Consider the following 17,366-nt stretch of genomic DNA (forward strand, 5'->3'; position numbering starts at 1 on the left):
CCTGCATGACCCGGTCCATCAGCGCCGCCCGCGTGGCCACCCTGGTCGGCGACTTCGACCGCTCCCCCGCCTACGCCGGCCTCGCCGACGAGCTCCGGTTGCTGATCGGTGACGGCCGGATCGCGCTGGACACCCGGCTGCCCAGCGAGCGCGAGCTCACCGAGTCGCTGGGCGTCTCCCGGACCACGGTGACCCGGGCGTACGCCGAGCTCCGCGACCACGGGTACGCCGAGGCCCGCCGCGGCTCCGGCACCTTCACCCGGGTCCCGGCCGGGCGACACCGGGTCCAGGACAACGCGCTGCTGCCCTACTCCGGCGACGAGGACGCGATCGACCTCAACTGCGCGGCCGCCTCCGCGCCCCCGGGCATCGCGGCCGCCTACCAGCACGCGGCCGGCGAGCTCCCGGCGTACCTCGGCGGCCACGGGTACTTCCCCGCCGGGCTCCCCCAGCTCCAGGCCGCGATCGCGGCGACGTACGACGCCCGCGGGCTGCCCACGCGACCCGAGCAGGTCATGGTCACGCCGGGTGCGCTGACCGCCACCGCGATCGTGGCCCAGGCGTTCACCGGTCCCGGCGACCGGGTGCTGGTCGAGGACCCGGTCTACCCCAACGCCACCCTGGCGATCCGGCACAGCGGCGCGCGGGTGATCCCGTCCGAGGTCGACCCGGGCGGCTGGGACCTCGAGGCGGTCGGCGCCGCCCTCCGCGGCACTCACCCGAAGCTGGCCTACCTCATCCCCGACTTCCAGAACCCCACCGGCCACGTCATGACCGACGACCAGCGGGCGACGTACGCCGGGTTCCTGCGGCGCACGCGCACGGTCGCGGTGGTCGACGAGGCGCACCAGTCGCTCGCGCTCGACGGCCAGCAGATGCCGCTCCCCTTCGCCGTCCACTCCCCCGGCGCGATCACCATCGGCAGTGCCAGCAAGGCGTTCTGGGGCGGGCTGCGCCTCGGCTGGATCCGCGCGGAGGACGAGCAGATGCTCCGGCTGACCCGGGCCCGGATCGGCCTCGACCTCGGCGCCCCCGTGCTCGAGCAGCTGGTGCTGACCCATCTGCTGTCGGACCCCGACGCCGTGGTCGACGAGCACCGCGCCCGGCTGCGCGAGCAGCGTGACGCCCTGGTGGCGGCGGTGGCCGCGCGGCTGCCGGACTGGCGCTTCCACCGCCCGCGCGGTGGCCTGGCGCTGTGGTGCCAGCTGCCGCGTCCCGGCGCCACCGCGGTGGCCGCCGAGGCCGAGCGGCGCGGCGTGATCCTCGCTCCCGGCCCGGTGTTCGCGGCCGAGGGCGGCCTCGACCGGTTCCTGCGCATCCCGTGGACCGCGTCCGCCGATCGGCTCGAGGAGGCGGTCACCCGCCTGGCCGCGGCCTGGGCGGCCGTCGGCCGGGGCGACCGTCCCCGGCCCCGGATCCTGGTCGCCTGACCCGGCAGTCCGCGACGTCCTGGCTCGTCCTCTGCCCGAAGATCGGCCAGCACGTCGCGGACTACCGAACCGTGCCTTCGGGTCAGGAACAGGTGAGGTCGTCACGCTCGACGACCACGCGTCCGTTGGCGTTCAGCGTGGTCTTGCCGGCCAGGGTCAGCAGGATGGTGGAGCCGTCGCTCCCGCGGAGCGTGGTGCGCAGGCGGTACTGCCCGACCCGCAGGATGTCGTCCCCGTCCTCGGTGAACCCGGTGGCCACGGCGTTCACCTTCTCCCGGTACGTCCCGCGGTAGGTCGGCAGGGACGGGTCGTCGGGCGTCAGCTCGACCAGGCCGTCGATCGCCCCGTTGACGTGCACCTCGCCGGGCACCTGGCCGCCCGGCCCGGCGACGAGCCGGTAGCCGCCCTCACGGACCTCGTGGAAGCTGCCGGCCCAGGGCACGCACGGGCCGTCGCCCGCGTCGAAGTGCTCCGTGGCGTCGTACTGCTCGGGGTAGAGCTCGTGCTGGGCGCCGGCCGCGGCCGCGATGCCCGGGGCCGCGAGCAGCAGGGCGGTGGCGCCGGCCAGGGCCCACGTGGTGGTGGCGATCGTCTTCATCTCGGTCTCCTTGCTCGGTGGTGGGTGTCGGACGGGTGGGTCAGCCGGTGACGCAGAGGTAGCCGGCGCCGACCAGGGCGAGCGCGCCCAGCACCAGCGCGGTCGTCGTGGTCGCCGAGAAGGAGCCGACCCGCCGGCGGTGCTCGAGGGCCAGCACGACGGCGACGGCACCGAACACCTGCGGCCAGCCGGACCAGAACCCGATGAAGGTCACGGCAGCGGCGATGCCGAGGCCGAGCGCGGTCCGGGCCAGCCGTTGCGGCGGACCGGCCCAGGCTCGGGCGCCGAGCCAGGTGGCGACCGAGACGGCGACCAGCACGAAGGCGACGTACAGCAGCAGCTCGGTGAAGGCGAGGCCTGTGTCCTGGGTGTCGGACTGCAGGTCGAGGACGTCGCCGAGCGTCATCGTCGTGGCGAACACGAGCGCGCCGAAGAGCGCGGCCAGGGCGGGTCGGGTGGCGTCGGCCCGGAGCGGCCGGGCTGTCGTGGTGGTGCTCATGGGAACCTCCGGGGTGGGTGTCGGAACGGAGTCCGACTGCACCACCGGAGGCGGCCGGGACGGATCGGCCGGTGGATGCGATCGAGCCGGGAGACCCTCCCGCGTCACCCGGGACGGCAGTCCCGGGACAGGGGCGACCATCCGGGAGCACACTGCTGCCATGGGTCGGCAGACGGCACGGGTGGGCGCGGAGGCGTCCACCCCCGGGCAGCCGGCCGGGGACCGGGTACGCCGGGTCGTCGGCTGGTCCCTCGCCCTCATCACCCTGGCCCTGTTCGCGACCGTGCCGCTGTCGCTCGCCGGGGACGTGATGTCCCGTCCGCGGGTCCAGGGCGCCGGGCCGGACTGGTGGTACGTCGTGTTCGTCGCGGCGTTCGCCCTGCCCGGCGCCGCCCTGATCCACCTCCGGCCGCGGAACTGGATCGGCTGGATCCTGGTCGGCTCGGGACTGCTCCAGGTCACGAACCTCGCCGCCGACGCCTACTCCGCGCGAGCCCTGACCGAGCCCGACCAGTCCCTGCCGCTCGGCCTGGCTGCGGCCTGGCTGGCGTCGTGGACGTGGCTGCCCTCGCTGCTGCTGCCCGTGCTGGTCCTCCCCCCGCTCTACCCCACCGGCCACCCGACCAGCCGCTACTGGGTGTGGCACCTGCGGGTGGCGCTCGCCGGCATCGGCGTCGCCGTGGTGGCGATCGCGTTCGGCCCCGGCGGGGTCGACGACACGGTGCGTGGGACCGAGCTGCCGTTCGCGCCGCCGGCGTGGACGGCGTACATCGTGGTGCCGCTGATGATCGCCCTGCTCGGCGCGGCCACCGCCAGCACCGTGGTCGGGACCCTGGTGCGCGTCGTCCGTGCGACGTACCCCGAGCGGCAGCAGCTGCTGTGGCTGCTCTGCGTGGTCACCGCGATGATCAGCACGGTGTTCACCGAGTATCGCTACGTCTTCGTCACGGCGTACTGCATGGTTCCGGTGGCCGTCGTGGTCGGGGTGTTGCGCTACCACCTGCTCGGGATCGAGGTGGCCCTGCGCCGGACCCTGCTGTACGTCCCGATGACGCTGCTGGTGGCCTTGGTCGTCGGTGGCCTGACCACCCTGCTGGCGCGGCTCGCGCCCGAGGGGCCGCTGCCGCTGCTGGCCGCGTCCGCGGTGGTCGCGGTGCTGGTGATCCCGGTCGCCGCCCGGTTGCGGGTCTGGGTCGACCGGTTCGTGCTCGGTGAACGGGCGGATCCGCTGGCGGTGGTCGACCGGCTCGGGGCCGGGCTCGAGGTGGAGCAGGACGACCCCGTGAGCGCGATGCTCGAGGCCGTTGCCTCCGCGGTGGGCGCCTCCGGAGCCTCGGTCCGCGACCCGGCCGGCGACGTGGTCGCGCGGGTCGGCGCGCCTGCGGACCTCGCGCCGCCGGCGCTGGTGCTGCCGCTGCGGCACGGTGGGGGCGTGCTCGGCAGCCTCGCCGTGGCGCCCCGGCCGGGCGCCTCCCAGGTGTCGGCCTCGGACGCGCGGCTGCTCGCGGCGCTCGCCCCGCACCTCGCGGTGGTGGTCGGCTCGGCCCGGCTGACCGGGGAGCTGGCCCTGGAGCGCAACCGGGTGATGGCGGCGACGCTGCAGGAGCGCGACCGGCTGCGGCGGGACCTGCACGACGGGCTCGGGCCGTCCCTGTCCGGGATCGCGCTCGGCATCGAGGCCGCGCGACGCGCGCACGACGTCGATCCGGACGCCGTACCGACGCTCCTGGACCGCACCCGCGAGGAGGCGGCCGGCGCGGTGCGCGAGATCCGGCGGGTGCTCGACGGGCTCCGACCGACCGCCCTGGACGTGCGCGGTCTCGAGGGCGCCGTGCGCGACACGGCGAGGTCGCTCGGGATGGGTGGGCCCGGGGGCCCCGCATTCGAGCTCCGCACCGACCCGCTGCCGCCGCTGCCGCCTCCGCTGGAGGAGGCGGCGTTCCGGATCATCGCGGAGTCCATGACGAACGTGTCCCGGCACGCCGGGGCCGCTCACTGCGCGGTCGAGCTGGCCCGCAGCAACGGGGACCTGCGGGTCGGGGTCACCGACGACGGGTCCGGGCTCGACCCCGCAGCCACGGCGGGACACGGCCTCGAGTCGATGCGCCGCCGCGCGCTCGACCTCGGCGGCTCGCTCACGGTGGGCCCGGCCTGGCCGCACGGCACCGCGATCACCGCCCTGCTGCCGATGGAGCCGGCATGACCACGGTCGGGTCGGTGCGTGTGGTGGTCGCCGACGACCACCCGATGTACCTCTACGGCCTGACCGCGATCCTTCAGCAGGCCGACGGCGTGGACGTGGTGGCCAGCGTCGGGGACGGGGCGGCCCTGGTGCGGGCGGTCACCGAGCACGCGCCGGACGTCGTGGTCACGGACCTGTCCATGCCCGACCTCGACGGTGTGGCCGCCACCCGGCGGCTGCTCGAGTCGCGGCCGGACCTCGGGGTGCTGGTGCTGACCATGCACGAGGACGACGAGCACGTCTTCGCCGCGCTCCGGGCGGGCGCACGGGGCTACCTCGTGAAGGGCGCCGACGGCGACGAGATCGCGCGTGCGGTGCACGCCGTGGCCGGCGGGGACGCGGTGTACGGCGGGTCCGTGGCCCGTCGGATCGTCGCCTTCTACTCCGGCGCCACCGAGTCACCGGCCGCACGGGCGTTCCCCGACCTCACCCCGCGGGAGCGCGAGGTGCTGGAGCTGCTCGCGGTCGGGTGCCGCAACCACGAGATCGCCCGCCGGCTCGGCATGTCCGAGAAGACCGTGCGCAACCACGTCTCCCAGGTGCTGGCCAAGCTCCAGGTCCCCGACCGGACCGCCGCCGCCCTCCGCGCCCGCGAGGCCGGCCTCGCCTGACCGCTCGACCGGCCCTGGCGACCGGTCCTGATGAGCCGACTCGGTAGTCCGCGACGTACTGGCTTGTCCTCCGCCCGGACCTCGACCTGAACGGCGCGGACCATCCCCACCTCCGGAGTAGTCCCCGGGGGTGGGAGGGGTACGTCGTCAGGCGAGGTCGGCGGCGCGCACCTCGGCGGCGTCGATGGCGGCCTCGATCTCGGCCAGGGTCTCGTGCGGGATCGCGGTGTCGACCGAGAGCGCGACGAGCGCCTGCCCGCCCTTGGCGTTGCGCGAGACCTGCATGCCGGCGATGTTCACGCCCGCGTCACCGAGGATCCCGCCGACGGTGCCGACCATGCCCGGGCGGTCCTCGTAGCGGAAGAACGCCAGGTGGTCGGTCGGCTCGAGGTCGACGTCGAAGCCGTTGATCTCGACCAGCCGCTCCTTCTGGCTGATCCCGATCAGGGTGCCGCTCACCGAGACCTGGTCGCCGCCGGCGAGGGTGCCGCGGATCGTGATCAGGTTGCGGTGGTCGGGGCTCTCCGGCTCGGTGACGAGGCGTACGGCGGTGCCGCGCTCGGCCGCGAGCAGCGGCGCGTTCACGTAGGAGACGGCGTCCTCGACGATGTCGGCGAACACGCCCTTGAGCGCGGCCAGCTCGAGCACCTTGACGTCGAACTCGGTGATCTCGCCGCGGACCTCGACGTCGACCTGCTGGGCGACCTCGCCGGCCAGCGCGGTGAAGATCCGGCCCAGCTTCTCGGTCAGCGGGATTCCCGGCCGGACGTCCTCGGCGATCACGCCGCCCTGCACGTTGACCGCGTCCGGCACCAGCTCGCCCGACAGCGCGAGGCGGACGGACCTGGCGACCGCGATGCCGGCCTTCTCCTGGGCCTCGTCGGTGGAGGCGCCGAGGTGCGGCGTGGCGACGACGTTCTCGAGCTCGAACAGCGGACTGTCGGTGCACGGCTCCTGCGCGAACACGTCGAGGCCGGCACCGGCGATCCGTCCGGTCTTCAGCGCGTCGTACAGCGCGCCCTCGTCGACGATCCCCCCGCGGGCGGCGTTGACCAGCACCAGCGACGGCTTGGCCTTGGCGAGCTGGTCGGCGCCGATCAGGCCCACGGTCTCAGGGGTCTTCGGCAGGTGCACGGACATGAAGTCGGCCTCGGCGAGCAGGGTCTCGAGGTCGACGAGGCGCACGCCCATCTGGGCGGCGCGGCCGGCCTGAACGTAGGGGTCGTAGGCGATGACCTTCATGCCGAACGCCGAGAGCCGCTGGGCGACGAGCACGCCGATGCGGCCGAGGCCGACGATGCCGACGGTCTTCTCGTAGAGCTCGATGCCGGTGTACTTCGACCGCTTCCACTCGCCGTTCTTGAGCGCGGCGTGCGCGGGGCTGACGTGGCGGGCGGCGGCCAGCATGAGCGCGACCGCGAGCTCGGCGGCCGAGACGATGTTGGAGGTCGGCGCGTTCACGACCATCACGCCCGACTGGGTGGCGGCCTTGACGTCGACGTTGTCGAGGCCGACGCCGGCACGGGCGACGACCTTGAGCCGGCGCGCGGTGGCCAGCGCCTCGGCGTCCACCTTGGTGGCGGAGCGGACCAGGATCGCATCGACCTCGGCGATCGCCGGCAGCAGCTCGGCGCGGTCGGCACCGTTGCAGTGGCGGATCTCGAAGTCGGATCCGAGCGCCTGGACGGTGGCAGGGCTCAGCTCTTCGGCGATGAGTACGACGGGCTTGCTCACAGCGTTGTCCTCATTGGTAGTCCGTGGATGTGGGACCCCGTGCGCGCCGGCGGCCGGATCCGGCCTGACGCGGGGGTCGTGCACGACGCTGTGCCCGAGCGAACACCCTACCCGACGGTCGTGACCGTAATTCGGTTGTGTCCACGCCCCGGTGATCGGTTAGGGTCTCGCCCGTGGACCTCCGCTGACGACCTCGCGCCCTGCCACCCCTGGTGGCCCGTCTCGTCATCTTGCAGGAGCCCTCGTGTCTACCACCCTCACCCTCTCCGGCGTCGACATCGCGTTCGGCGCCCGCACCCTCGTCACCGGCCTCGGCCTGGTGCTCGCCCCCGGCGACGTGACCGCGCTGGTCGGCCCGAACGGGCCCGGCAAGTCCACCCTCATGCGCACCGTGGTCGGCGAGCTCCCCCTCGAGGCCGGGAGCATCCGGCTCGCGCCCTCCGACGCCACGATCGGCTGGCTGCCCCAGACCGCGCCGGACCCGGAGGAGTCGCTGCTCGCCTACGCCCGCCGCCGTACCGGGGTGGCCGCGGCGGACCGCGACCTGCACGTCGCCTCCGAGGCGCTGGCCGGGCACGCGCCCGGCGCGGACGAGCAGTACGCCGTCGCCCTGGAACACTGGCTCCACCTCGGCGCGGCCGACCTCGAGGACCGGCTGCCCGCGGTCGCCGGGCAGATCGGGCTCGAGGTCGACCCGGACCGCCCGCTCGGCACCCTGTCGGGCGGTCAGGCGGCCCGGGCGGCGCTGGCCTCGGTCCTGCTCAGCCGGTACGACGTGCTCCTGCTCGACGAGCCGACCAACGACCTCGACGCCCGCGGGCTCGAGCTGATGGCCGAGTTCGTGACCGGGCACTCGGGTCCGGTGCTGGTGGCCAGCCACGACCGGGCATTCCTCGACCGGGTGGCGACCGGGGTCGTCGAGCTCGACCTCCACCAGCGGCAGGTGGCCCACTACTCCGGGAACTGGTCGGACTACGCCGAGGCCCGTGCGTTGTCCCGGCAGCGGGCGCGCCAGGCCTACGAGGAGTACGCCGACACCCGCGACCGCCTGGTCGCGCAGTCCCGACAGCGCGCGGACTGGGCCGACAAGGGACGGCGCAATGTCGCGGACGGTGACGAGCCGGACAAGCACATCCGGGAGAAGCACAAGGCCCGTGCGGACCGGCAGGCCGGCAAGGCGGGCCGGATCCGGAAGGCCGTCGGACGGCTCGAGGAGGCCGCGCAGCCGCGCAAGGAGTGGGAGCTGCGCTACACCATCGCGGCGGGGCCGGCGCCCGCCGACGTGGTGTGGACGCTGGACCGCGTCCAGGTCGACCGAGGTCGCTTCCACCTCGGCCCGGTCGACCTGAGCGTGGCGGCAGGTGACCGGCTGGTGCTGGCCGGCGACAACGGCAGCGGCAAGTCGACCCTGCTCGGCGCGATGCTGGGCACCCTTCCGGTGACCGCCGGGAGGGTCACCACCGGCACCCGCGTCCGGGTCGGGGTCATCGACCAGTCGCGCAGCCTGCTCGACACCGACGAGACCGTGGTCGACGTCGTACGCCGCGAGCTGGCGTCTCCCACCGGCGACCCGGCCGAGCGGGGCGAGGTGCGCACCCTGTTGGCCAAGTTCGGGCTCGGCGCCGAGCACGTCGACCGTCCGGCGCGGTCGCTGTCGCTGGGCGAGCGGACCCGGGCGATGCTGGCCCTGTTCCAGGGCAGGTCGGTCAACGTGCTGGTGCTCGACGAGCCGACCAACCACCTCGACGTGCCCGCCATCGAGCAGCTCGAGGCGGCGCTCGCGGACTTCACCGGCACCCTGGTGGTGGTCAGCCACGACCGGGCGTTCCTCGACCGGGTGGGCGTGGACCGGGTGCTCGACCTGGGCGCCCGCGGCCGGCCCTCCGCTATCCCGGGCTCGGCGCCTCGATGACCGAGAGGACGTTGCCCGCGGGGTCGGTGAACCACGCGATCAGCGGGCCACCACCGCGGAAGACGCCCTTGGCGTCGGTCTCGACCTCGGTGCCCTCGTAGTGCTCGAACACGACACCGCGGGCGGACAGCCCGTCGACGGCCGCCTCGACGTCGGACACCGGGAAGTTGAGGATCGTGAAGGTCGCAGGCTGATGGTCCGGCTTGGAGTAGACGAGCACCGGGCGGTCGCCGGCGAGGTGAAGGGTGAGCATGCCGTTCTCCTCGGTCACGTCGAGGCCGAGGGTATCGGCATAGAACGCGCGGGCGGCCGCGAGGTCGTCCACGGAGAAGCCGCTGAACGCGGCGGACTGGGCGAGCATGAGGGGACTCCTTCCGTTTGCTGCCTCACGTACCGACCAGCCTCCCGCCCGGGAGTCATCGTCGGCCGCCCTCGGGTCCGACCCTCGGGTTGCCCCCAGTGGTCGTATGACCCCGAGTGAGGACGGGCCGGCTCCCCCGGAGCCACCCCCGATGCGCAGCTGGGGCGATCTTGGCCCGATGTCGTTGCCGCGCGCCGCAGGCTGCGGACACTGGCTGCATGAACGAGACCGAGATCGCCACCTCCGCCGACTCGGGCACGGAGGTCGGCAGCGCGAGCGGCGTGGCCGTGGCCACCGACCCTGACGCCGTCGACACCCTGGTCGTCGACCACGAGGCCGCCGAGGCCGCGACCGGCGACGTCGGTGCCGGCACCGGGTCCGAGACCACGGCCGGCCCGGGCACCTGCCCACGCTGCGACGCCGAGCGCCTCGAGGGGGTCCCGTTCTGCACGAACTGCTCACTGCGGTTCCTGCCCGCCGAGGCGTGGATCGTGCGGCAGGCCGAGGCACCGTCGATCGAGTCGATCCCGGCCCGGCGGCGGCGGTGGCCGTGGGTGCTGCTCCTCCTGCTGGTGCTGGTCGCCGGCGCGGCCGCTGCGGCGTACCTGCTGCTGGGCTGGCCGCCCGACCTCGACCAGGTCAGCCGTTGACCGATCGTCGGCGCCCGGATGACACGGAATGACGAGGTCGGGTCATCCAAGGGACTAGCCGGGGCGCGCTCCTCGGTCCGATGTCCGGCGTAGTGCCGGCGGGAAGCCGCCCGCTGCTGACACTGGGGGCATGAGCGAGATCACCGACGTCGACACCCGCGCGGCCGCGGAGATCGACCACGTCACCCAGGCCACCTGTCCCCGCTGCGAGGCCGAGCGCCTCGACGGCGTCCCGTTCTGCACGACCTGCCACCTGCGGTTCGTCGCGGACTTCCCGCCGGTCCCGCCGTCGCCCGGTCCACGACGCCGGCGGCTCACCTGGAAGCTGCTGCTGCCGCTCGTGGCCCTGGTCGCCGCGGCGACCGTCGTCGCGTTCGTGCTGGTCGGCTGACCCCGCCTGCCGGACCTGCTGGTCGATCGAGCCTCAGACCTCGCAGCCGTCGGGACCACAGGCGTCGCCGCCCGGGACCATCTCGAGCACCGGGTGCGTGTCGGCCCAGGCCCGCTCGAGCACCTGCGTGAACACCTCGACCGGCTGCGCCCCGGAGACGCCGTACTTCCGGTCGACGACGAAGAACGGGACCCCGCCGGCACCGAACGCCTGCGCCTGCTCGATGTCGGCCCAGACCTCGTCGCGGTACTCCTCGCCCGCCAGCACCGCGTCCACGCGGTCGGCGGCCAGGCCGGCGCTCGTTGCGACCGCGCGGAGCACCGCGTGGTCAGCGACGTTGCGGGCCTCGGTGAAGTACGCCGCGAGCAGCGCCTCCTTCAGTGCGCCCTGACGGACCGGACCTCCCTCGGCGAGCGCGAGGTGCAGCAGCCGGTGGGCGTCGACGGTGTTCGCGCGCTGGGCCTGGTGCAGCCGGTAGACCAGGCCCTCCTCGGCGGCGACCGCCTCGACGTTGTCGATCATCCGTCGCCCGGCCGCCTCGCCACCGCCGTACTTGCGGCCGAGGCTCTCGGCCACCGTCTCGGTGGGCGTCACCGGCGCACCGGCGTCCAGCTGGTAGGAGCGCCAGACCACCTCCACGTCGTCCGCGTGCGGGAACGCGGCGAGGGCCTTCTCGAGGCGGCGCTTGCCGATGTAGCACCAGGGGCAGACGACGTCGGACCAGACTTCGATAATCACGTGCTGCCGAACAGTTGCGGATGCCAATCTGTTCCCGTGCTGCACACCGACCGGCTGACCATCCGGCCCTGGCGCGACGACGACGCGCCCCGCCTGCTCGACATCCTCGGACGGCCCGAGGTGATGCGCTGGCTCGGCGACGGCGAGCCGAAGCCGCTGCAGGACCTCGACGAGGCGCTCGCGAAGATTGCGCGGTTCCGCGAGCGCAGCGCGACGCCACCGCTGGGCGGCTGGGCGGTCGAGGTCACCGGCACCGGCGTGGTCGCCGGGTCGGTGCTGCTGCTGACGCTCCCGAACGCCGAGGCCGGCGAGGTCGAGATCGGCTGGTGGCTGCACCCCGACTCGCAGGGCCGCGGCTACGCCAGGGAGGCCGCGGACGCGGTCCTGGCTGACGGCTTCGCCCACGGACTGACCGAGATCCACGCGCTCACCCACACCGACAACCACCCGTCGATGGGGGTGTGCCGCCGGCTCGGGATGCGCGACCTCGGCGTCGTCGAGAAGTGGTACTCCGGCCCGTCGCAGCTGTTCCGGATCACCGCCGCCGAGCACGCGGCCCGGGGATAACCCCGAGACCGCTCCGGGGCCCGGGTCAGGGACGGCTTCAGCGGGTTCCCCGATGTGGAGGGTGGCCGGCTGCGGCGAGGCTTCTCGCCATGATCACGGTCGACGCCCTCACCAAGACGTACGGCGGTTTCACCGCCGTCGACGACATCTCCTTCACGGCCCGCTCGGGGCGGGTCACCGGCTTCCTCGGCCCGAACGGCGCCGGGAAGTCCACCACCATGCGGATCATGGTCGGCCTGACCCCGGCCACCTCCGGCTCCGCCTCGATCTCCGGCCGCGCGTTCGCGGACCTGCCCAACCCCGGCCTCGAGGTCGGCGTCCTCCTCGACGCCTCGGCCCAGCACGCCGGCCGCACCGGTCGCGAGATCCTCACCATCGCCCAGCGCACGATGGGGCTGCCCCGGCGCCGGGTCGACGAGATGCTCGAGCGGGTCAGCCTGACCCCGAGCGAGGCGGACCGTCGCGTCCGCAACTACTCGCTCGGCATGCGGCAGCGGCTCGGCATCGCGGCCGCGCTGATCGGCGACCCCGAGGTGCTGATCCTCGACGAGCCGGCCAACGGCCTCGACCCGGCCGGCATCCGCTGGATGCGCGACCTGCTCCGCGACTTCGCCCGCGACGGCGGCACCGTCCTCCTCTCCTCGCACCTGCTGCACGAGATCGAGGTCATCGCCGACGACATCGTGGTGATCGGCAACGGCCGGATCGTCGCGCACGGCACCAAGAGCGAGCTGCTCGCCGCGAGCGGCGCCCTCGTCCGCGCCGCCGACCCGGCCGCGCTCGCCCGCGCGCTCGAGGTCGCGGGCGCCACCAGCACGCCGTACGACGGCGGGGCGCTGCGCACCGACGCCGAGCCCGCCCTGGTCGGCCGGGTCGCCCTCAACGCCGGCGTCCCCCTCCTCGAGCTCCGCGCCGCCGACGGCGCCGGCCTGGAGGAGATGTTCCTCGAGCTCACCGCAGACACCCAACGAGAAGGAGCAGCGGCATGACCGCCACGCTTGCCGTCGAGCAGCAGCGGGTCCGGCGCACCCGGACCACCACCCCGAAGCGGATCCCGACGACGCGGATCGTCGCCGTGGAGATGCGCAAGATGTTCGACACCCGGTCGGGCTTCTGGCTGATGGCCGGGATCGGCATCCTCGCCACCCTGGCCACCGGTGCCGTCATCCTGTTCGCCCCGGACAGCGAGCTGACCTACGAGACCTTCGCGACCGCGATCGGCTTCCCGATGGCGGTGATCCTGCCGATGGTCGGCATCTTGTCGGTCACCAGCGAGTGGACCCAGCGGACCGGTCTCTCGACGTTCACGATGGTCCCGCACCGCGGCCGCGTCATCGGCGCGAAGGCGATCGTCGCCCTGGTCGTCGCGGTCACCTCGATGCTGCTGGCCGCCGGGATCGGCGCGATCGGCAACGTCGTGGGCACCGCGATCACCGGCACCGACCTGGTGTGGAACGTGAGCGTGGCAGAGCTGGCAGGCATCATCCTGGGCAACACGCTCGGCATGGCGGTGGGCTTCATGCTCGGCGTGCTGATCCGCAACTCCCCCGGCGCGATCGTGGCGTACTTCGTCTACAGCCTGCTGCTGCCGACGATCACCACCCTGCTCGCGCAGAGCCAGGACTGGTTCGCCGACCGGCAGGCCTGGCTGGACTTCAACTACGCCCAGGGGCCGCTGTTCGAGGGCTCGGTGAACGGCGAGCAGTGGGCCCAGCTCGGGGTCACCGCCTTCTTCTGGCTGGTGCTCCCGCTGGCCTTCGGGCTGGTGGCTATCCGGCGGTCGGAGGTGAAGTGAGGCCGGTCGGGCTCACTTGTTGACCACTGAAACCGGCGCTTCTCACGCGAAGTCTCGCGAGGGAAGCGCCGGTTTCGTGTGGTCGGCCGGACCCGCTCGTACGGCGGGCCCTCGGGTCCGTCAGCGGGTCGCGGTGCCCTCGACGTAGTCGGAGTCGTGGCTCTTCACCCACGACATCAGCTTGCGCAGCTCCCGGCCGGTGGCCTCGATCGGGTGCTGCTCCTCCTGCTCCCGGAACTTCTTGAACTCGGGGGCACCGGCGTCCTGGTCGTCGATGAAGCGCTGCGCGAAGGAGCCGTTCTTGATGTCCTCGAGCACCGCCTTCATGTTCTCCTTCACGTGCGCGTCGATGACCCGCTGGCCGGAGACGTAGTCGCCGTACTCCGCTGTGTCGGAGACCGACCAGCGCTGCTTGGCGATGCCTCCCTCGTACATCAGGTCGACGATCAGCTTGAGCTCGTGCAGGCACTCGAAGTAGGCGACCTCCGGCTGGTAGCCGGCCTCGGTGAGCACCTCGAAGCCGTACTGCACCAGCTTGGAGGCACCACCGCAGAGCACGGCCTGCTCGCCGAACAGGTCGGTCTCGGTCTCCTCGGTGAAGGTGGTCTTGATGCCGCCGGCGCGCAGGCCGCCGATCGCCTTGCCGTAGGAGAGCGCCAGGTCCCACGCCTTGCCGGACTCGTCCTTCTCCACCGCGACCAGGACCGGGACGCCGCGCCCGTCGACGTACTCGCGGCGCACGAGGTGGCCGGGGCCCTTCGGCGCGACCATGAACACGTCGACGCCGGCCGGCGGGGTGATGTAGCCGAAGCGGATGTTGAACCCGTGCCCGAAGACCAGCGTGTCGCCCTCGGTGATGTTGGGCTCGACCGACTCGGCGTACAGCTTCCTCTGCACGTGGTCGGGGGCGAGGATCACGATCACGTCGGCCTCCTCCACCGCCTCGGCGGGGGTGAGGACCCGCAGGCCCTCGGCCTCGGCCTTGGCCCGGCTCTTCGAGCCCTCGGGCAGGCCGATCCGCACGTCGACGCCGGAGTCGCGCAGGGACAGCGAGTGGGCGTGGCCCTGGCTGCCGTAGCCGAGCACGGCCACGTTCTTGCCCTGGATCAGGGCCAGGTCGGCGTCGTCGTCGTAGAACATCTCAGCCACGGGGGCTTCTCCTTCTTCTCGGTGCTTCGTTTGTCAGTCTGGCCCGACCTGTCAGGGAAATCGCTGTCCTGTCAGGGAATGCTTTCCCCGACGGGACAGGGATTCCCCGGACGTCCGGGGAATTCATGCGGCCCCTAGACCGCGGTCGGTGGCGGCGTCGGCACGGCCACCGGTCGCAGCGTCCGCTCGGTGATCGAGCGGGAGCCTCGGCCGATCGCGACCATGCCGGACTGCACGAGCTCGCGGATGCCGAACGGCTCGAGCACGCGCAGGAAGTCGCCGAGCTTGTCGGTGTTGCCGACCACCTCGATCGTCACCGCGTCGGGTGCGACGTCGACCACCTTGGCCTTGAACAGCTGGACGGCGTCGAGGACCTGGCCGCGGGTGCCGGTGTCGGCCTTGACCTTGACCAGCAGCAGCTCGTGGGTGATCGAGGCGGTGCCGTCGAGCTCGACGATCTTGATCACCTCGACCAGCTTGTTGAGCTGCTTGGTGACCTGCTCGAGCGGGCTGTCCTCGACGTTCACCACGATCGTCATCCGCGAGATCTCGGGATGCTCGGTCGGGCCCACGGCGAGGCTGTCGATGTTGAAGCCGCGCCGGCTGAACAGGCCCGCGATCCGGGCCAGCACGCCGGGCTTGTTCTCGACCAGCACGGACAGGGTGTGTTTACTCATCGACGTCCTCGCTTCGCTCCGGGCGCCGATGAGGCACCCGGCCCTGTGTGAGATCGGTGTGCTCGCTCCGCTCGCGCACTAGAGCTCGTCCTCGTCGAAGTCGGGCGCCAGGTCGCGGGCGTACTTGATGTCGTCGTTGCTGGTGCCGGCGGCCACCATCGGCCACACCATCGCGTCGCGGTGCACCCGGAAGTCGACGACGATGGGGACGTCGTTGATCTCCATCGCCTTCGCGATGGTGGCGTCGACGTCGTCCGGGGAGTCGCAGGCCAGGCCCACGCAGCCGTAGGCGTCGGCCAGCTTCACGAAGTCGGGGATCCGCTTCGAGTGCAGGTCGGTGTTGGAGTAGCGCTCGTTGTAGAAGAGCGTCTGCCACTGCCGGACCATGCCCAGCGACTCGTTGTTGATCACCGCGACCTTGATCGGGATGCCCTCGATCGCGCAGGTGGCCAGCTCCTGGTTGGTCATCTGGAAGCAGCCATCGCCGTCGATCGACCAGACGGTCGCGTCCGGACGCCCGACCTTGGCGCCCATCGCGGCCGGCACCGAGAAGCCCATCGTGCCGAGACCGCCGGAGTTGATCCACGTGTTCGGGTGCTCGTAGCCGATGTAGTGCGCGGCCCACATCTGGTGCTGGCCGACCCCGGAGGTGAAGACCGTGTCCGGCCCCGAGATCTTGCCGAGGCGCTCGATCACCAGCTGCGGGGACAGCGAGCCGTCCGCGGGCGCGTCGTACCCGAGCGGGTACTTCTTCCGCACGCCGACCAGCCAGTCCACCCATGCCTCGTAGTCGCCCTCGTGGCCGGCCGCGCGCTCGGTGGTGAGCAGCGCCAACAGGTCGTTGATGACCTCACGGCAGTCCCCCACGATCGGCACGTCGGCATGGCGGTTCTTGCCGATCTCGGCCGGGTCGATGTCGGCATGGATGACCTGCGCGCCGGGCGCGAACGAGTCGAGGTTGCCGGTGACCCGGTCGTCGAAGCGGGCGCCGAGGCTGATGATGAGGTCGGAGCGCTGGAGTGCAGCCACCGCGGCGACCGTGCCGTGCATGCCTGGCATGCCGAGGTGCTGGACGTGCGAGTCGGGGAACGCGCCGCGGGCCATCAGCGTGGTGACCACCGGGATGCCGGTGTACTCCGCCAGCGCCCGCAGCTCGCGGGAGGCGCGGGCCCGGATCACGCCGCCGCCGACGTACAGCACGGGACGCTTGCTCTCGAGGATCATCCGCGCGGCCTCGCGGATCTGCTTGCTGTGCGGGCGGACCACGGGCCGGTAACCGGGCAGGTTCAGCGAGGCCGGCCAAGAGTACGTCGTGGTGGCCTGCAACGCAGACTTGGCCACGTCCACGAGCACCGGGCCGGGGCGACCGGTCGAGGCGATGTGGAACGCCTCGGCGACGATGCGCGGGATGTCGGCCGCGTCGGTGACCAGGAAGTTGTGCTTGGTGATCGGCATCGTGATGCCGCGGATGTCCGCCTCCTGGAAGGCATCGGTGCCGATCATCGCCGCGCCGACCTGGCCGGTGACCGCGACCATCGGCACCGAGTCCATGTGCGCGTCGGCGATCGGGGTGACCAGGTTGGTCGCGCCCGGGCCGGAGGTGGCCATGCAGACGCCCACCCGGCCGGTGGCCACGGCGTACCCCTGCGCGGCGTGGCCGGCGCCCTGCTCGTGGCGCACCAGGACGTGCCGGATCCGGCTGTCGAAGAGCGGGTCGTACGCCGGGAGGATGGCGCCGCCCGGGATGCCGAAGATGACCTCGGTGCCGGCCGCCTCGAGGGAGGTGACCAGGCTCTGCGCCCCGGTGACCTGGGCGCCGTCGTGGGCTCCATGGCCCGGGGCGCTGCCCTGCTCGCTCATCGGTGTTCCTGTTCGTCGCTGGCGGTGGTTCGGTCCCAACAAAAAACCCCTCGGCCTGACGGCAACGAGGGGAGGACGCGGGGGCTGGCCCGTGGGGGTCTCAGCTCACGCGTCGCGTGCGTACAAGAAGGTCCGTGCGCATGCGCCTACGT

General features: G+C 72.7%; 17 protein-coding genes. 9 read left to right on the forward strand and 8 right to left on the reverse strand.

Translation table 11 applies throughout. The annotated features are described in order from the left end of the window. Nucleotides 1-5: 5 nt before the first annotated feature. The gene (gene yczR, locus EKO23_RS00240) at nucleotides 6-1,430 is read left to right on the forward strand and encodes a MocR-like transcription factor YczR (RefSeq protein WP_134712884.1); all 1,425 of its coding nucleotides are present in this window, start codon (nucleotides 6-8) and stop codon (nucleotides 1,428-1,430) included. Nucleotides 1,431-1,512: 82 nt separating this feature from the next. Here the strand turns inward: yczR and EKO23_RS00245 are convergent, their stop codons facing one another. Next, nucleotides 1,513-2,028: a hypothetical protein gene (locus EKO23_RS00245; protein WP_134712886.1), complete on the reverse strand. Its 516-nt coding sequence runs from the start codon at nucleotides 2,026-2,028 to the stop codon at nucleotides 1,513-1,515. Between the two features lie 40 nt (nucleotides 2,029-2,068). Continuing rightward, the gene (locus EKO23_RS00250) at nucleotides 2,069-2,527 is read right to left on the reverse strand and encodes a hypothetical protein (RefSeq protein ID WP_134712889.1); all 459 of its coding nucleotides are present in this window, start codon (nucleotides 2,525-2,527) and stop codon (nucleotides 2,069-2,071) included. Between the two features lie 160 nt (nucleotides 2,528-2,687). Between EKO23_RS00250 and EKO23_RS00255 the strand changes: the two genes are divergently transcribed. Together EKO23_RS00255 and EKO23_RS00260 are read left to right on the forward strand one after the other, a co-directional pair. After that, nucleotides 2,688-4,730 carry a sensor histidine kinase gene (locus EKO23_RS00255; RefSeq protein ID WP_167880260.1) on the forward strand — a complete coding sequence of 681 codons (2,043 nt, stop codon included), beginning with the start codon at nucleotides 2,688-2,690 and terminating at the stop codon, nucleotides 4,728-4,730. Next, complete coding sequence (locus EKO23_RS00260) at nucleotides 4,727-5,380, forward strand: response regulator transcription factor (RefSeq protein WP_134712893.1); 654 nt, start codon at nucleotides 4,727-4,729, stop codon at nucleotides 5,378-5,380. Before EKO23_RS00255 ends, EKO23_RS00260 begins: the two co-directional genes overlap by 4 nt. Nucleotides 5,381-5,527: 147 nt before the next feature. On the opposite strand, the gene serA is transcribed toward EKO23_RS00260, so the two are convergent. Then, nucleotides 5,528-7,114, reverse strand: coding sequence for a phosphoglycerate dehydrogenase (gene serA / locus EKO23_RS00265; RefSeq protein WP_134712895.1), 1,587 nt, complete (start codon nucleotides 7,112-7,114; stop codon nucleotides 5,528-5,530). Between the two features lie 244 nt (nucleotides 7,115-7,358). Between serA and EKO23_RS00270 the strand changes: the two genes are divergently transcribed. Further along, the gene (locus EKO23_RS00270) at nucleotides 7,359-9,026 is read left to right on the forward strand and encodes an ABC-F family ATP-binding cassette domain-containing protein (RefSeq protein ID WP_134712897.1); all 1,668 of its coding nucleotides are present in this window, start codon (nucleotides 7,359-7,361) and stop codon (nucleotides 9,024-9,026) included. Here EKO23_RS00270 and EKO23_RS00275 read toward each other — a convergent pair. Next, on the reverse strand, nucleotides 9,001-9,387 hold the full coding sequence (locus tag EKO23_RS00275; protein WP_134712899.1) for a VOC family protein: 387 nt from the start codon (nucleotides 9,385-9,387) through the stop codon (nucleotides 9,001-9,003). The genes EKO23_RS00270 and EKO23_RS00275 overlap by 26 nt on opposite strands. A gap of 218 nt (nucleotides 9,388-9,605) precedes the next feature. On the opposite strand from EKO23_RS00275, the gene EKO23_RS00280 reads away from it, so the two are divergent. Beyond that, nucleotides 9,606-10,037 carry a hypothetical protein gene (locus tag EKO23_RS00280; protein WP_134712901.1) on the forward strand — a complete coding sequence of 144 codons (432 nt, stop codon included), beginning with the start codon at nucleotides 9,606-9,608 and terminating at the stop codon, nucleotides 10,035-10,037. 130 nt (nucleotides 10,038-10,167) lie between these two features. Continuing rightward, entirely contained in the window at nucleotides 10,168-10,428 is a 261-nt protein-coding gene (locus EKO23_RS00285) for a hypothetical protein (RefSeq protein WP_134712903.1), read from the forward strand. Between the two features lie 33 nt (nucleotides 10,429-10,461). Here EKO23_RS00285 and EKO23_RS00290 read toward each other — a convergent pair whose 3' ends face one another. After that, nucleotides 10,462-11,166 carry a DsbA family oxidoreductase gene (locus EKO23_RS00290; RefSeq protein WP_134712905.1) on the reverse strand — a complete coding sequence of 235 codons (705 nt, stop codon included), beginning with the start codon at nucleotides 11,164-11,166 and terminating at the stop codon, nucleotides 10,462-10,464. A 36-nt stretch (nucleotides 11,167-11,202) separates the two neighbouring features. Here EKO23_RS00290 and EKO23_RS00295 point away from each other — a divergent pair, with 36 nt between their 5' ends. The 3 genes from EKO23_RS00295 to EKO23_RS00305 all read left to right on the forward strand — a co-directional run bounded on the left by EKO23_RS00295 (nucleotide 11,203) and on the right by EKO23_RS00305 (nucleotide 13,528). Further along, nucleotides 11,203-11,733, forward strand: a complete 531-nt coding sequence (locus tag EKO23_RS00295) for a GNAT family N-acetyltransferase (RefSeq protein WP_217702387.1) — start codon at nucleotides 11,203-11,205, stop codon at nucleotides 11,731-11,733. A gap of 89 nt (nucleotides 11,734-11,822) precedes the next feature. After that, nucleotides 11,823-12,722, forward strand: coding sequence for an ABC transporter ATP-binding protein (locus EKO23_RS00300; RefSeq protein WP_134712907.1), 900 nt, complete (start codon nucleotides 11,823-11,825; stop codon nucleotides 12,720-12,722). Next, complete coding sequence (locus tag EKO23_RS00305) at nucleotides 12,719-13,528, forward strand: ABC-2 transporter permease (RefSeq protein ID WP_134712909.1); 810 nt, start codon at nucleotides 12,719-12,721, stop codon at nucleotides 13,526-13,528. Before EKO23_RS00300 ends, EKO23_RS00305 begins: the two co-directional genes overlap by 4 nt. 120 nt (nucleotides 13,529-13,648) lie before the next feature. Here EKO23_RS00305 and ilvC read toward each other — a convergent pair whose 3' ends face one another. From ilvC to EKO23_RS00320, 3 genes are all read right to left on the reverse strand, one after another. Then, the gene (ilvC, locus tag EKO23_RS00310) at nucleotides 13,649-14,677 is read right to left on the reverse strand and encodes a ketol-acid reductoisomerase (protein ID WP_281280826.1); all 1,029 of its coding nucleotides are present in this window, start codon (nucleotides 14,675-14,677) and stop codon (nucleotides 13,649-13,651) included. A gap of 134 nt (nucleotides 14,678-14,811) precedes the next feature. Beyond that, on the reverse strand, nucleotides 14,812-15,354 hold the full coding sequence (gene ilvN, locus EKO23_RS00315) for an acetolactate synthase small subunit (protein WP_134712911.1): 543 nt from the start codon (nucleotides 15,352-15,354) through the stop codon (nucleotides 14,812-14,814). A gap of 78 nt (nucleotides 15,355-15,432) precedes the next feature. Next, nucleotides 15,433-17,214 carry an acetolactate synthase large subunit gene (locus EKO23_RS00320; RefSeq protein WP_134712913.1) on the reverse strand — a complete coding sequence of 594 codons (1,782 nt, stop codon included), beginning with the start codon at nucleotides 17,212-17,214 and terminating at the stop codon, nucleotides 15,433-15,435. Nucleotides 17,215-17,366 lie beyond the last annotated feature (152 nt).

Origin of the sequence: Nocardioides guangzhouensis, from assembly GCF_004519545.1 — a bacterium.
GTDB classification, from domain to species: Bacteria; Actinomycetota; Actinomycetes; order Propionibacteriales; family Nocardioidaceae; genus Nocardioides; species Nocardioides guangzhouensis.

Bases quoted from the DNA above. Each gene is read 5' to 3' on its own strand.
- EKO23_RS00250 (WP_134712889.1), bottom strand. From the start codon at position 2,527: ATGAGCACCACCACGACAGCCCGGCCGCTCCGGGCCGACGCCACCCGA.
- EKO23_RS00255 (WP_167880260.1), top strand. From the start codon at position 2,688: ATGGGTCGGCAGACGGCACGGGTGGGCGCGGAGGCGTCCACCCCCGGG.
- EKO23_RS00260 (WP_134712893.1), top strand. From the start codon at position 4,727: ATGACCACGGTCGGGTCGGTGCGTGTGGTGGTCGCCGACGACCACCCG.
- EKO23_RS00245 (WP_134712886.1), bottom strand. From the start codon at position 2,028: ATGAAGACGATCGCCACCACCACGTGGGCCCTGGCCGGCGCCACCGCC.
- EKO23_RS00275 (WP_134712899.1), bottom strand. From the start codon at position 9,387: ATGCTCGCCCAGTCCGCCGCGTTCAGCGGCTTCTCCGTGGACGACCTC.
- ilvN (WP_134712911.1), bottom strand. From the start codon at position 15,354: ATGAGTAAACACACCCTGTCCGTGCTGGTCGAGAACAAGCCCGGCGTG.
- EKO23_RS00320 (WP_134712913.1), bottom strand. From the start codon at position 17,214: ATGAGCGAGCAGGGCAGCGCCCCGGGCCATGGAGCCCACGACGGCGCC.
- EKO23_RS00300 (WP_134712907.1), top strand. From the start codon at position 11,823: ATGATCACGGTCGACGCCCTCACCAAGACGTACGGCGGTTTCACCGCC.
- EKO23_RS00285 (WP_134712903.1), top strand. From the start codon at position 10,168: ATGAGCGAGATCACCGACGTCGACACCCGCGCGGCCGCGGAGATCGAC.
- yczR (WP_134712884.1), top strand. From the start codon at position 6: ATGACCCGGTCCATCAGCGCCGCCCGCGTGGCCACCCTGGTCGGCGAC.
- EKO23_RS00305 (WP_134712909.1), top strand. From the start codon at position 12,719: ATGACCGCCACGCTTGCCGTCGAGCAGCAGCGGGTCCGGCGCACCCGG.
- EKO23_RS00280 (WP_134712901.1), top strand. From the start codon at position 9,606: ATGAACGAGACCGAGATCGCCACCTCCGCCGACTCGGGCACGGAGGTC.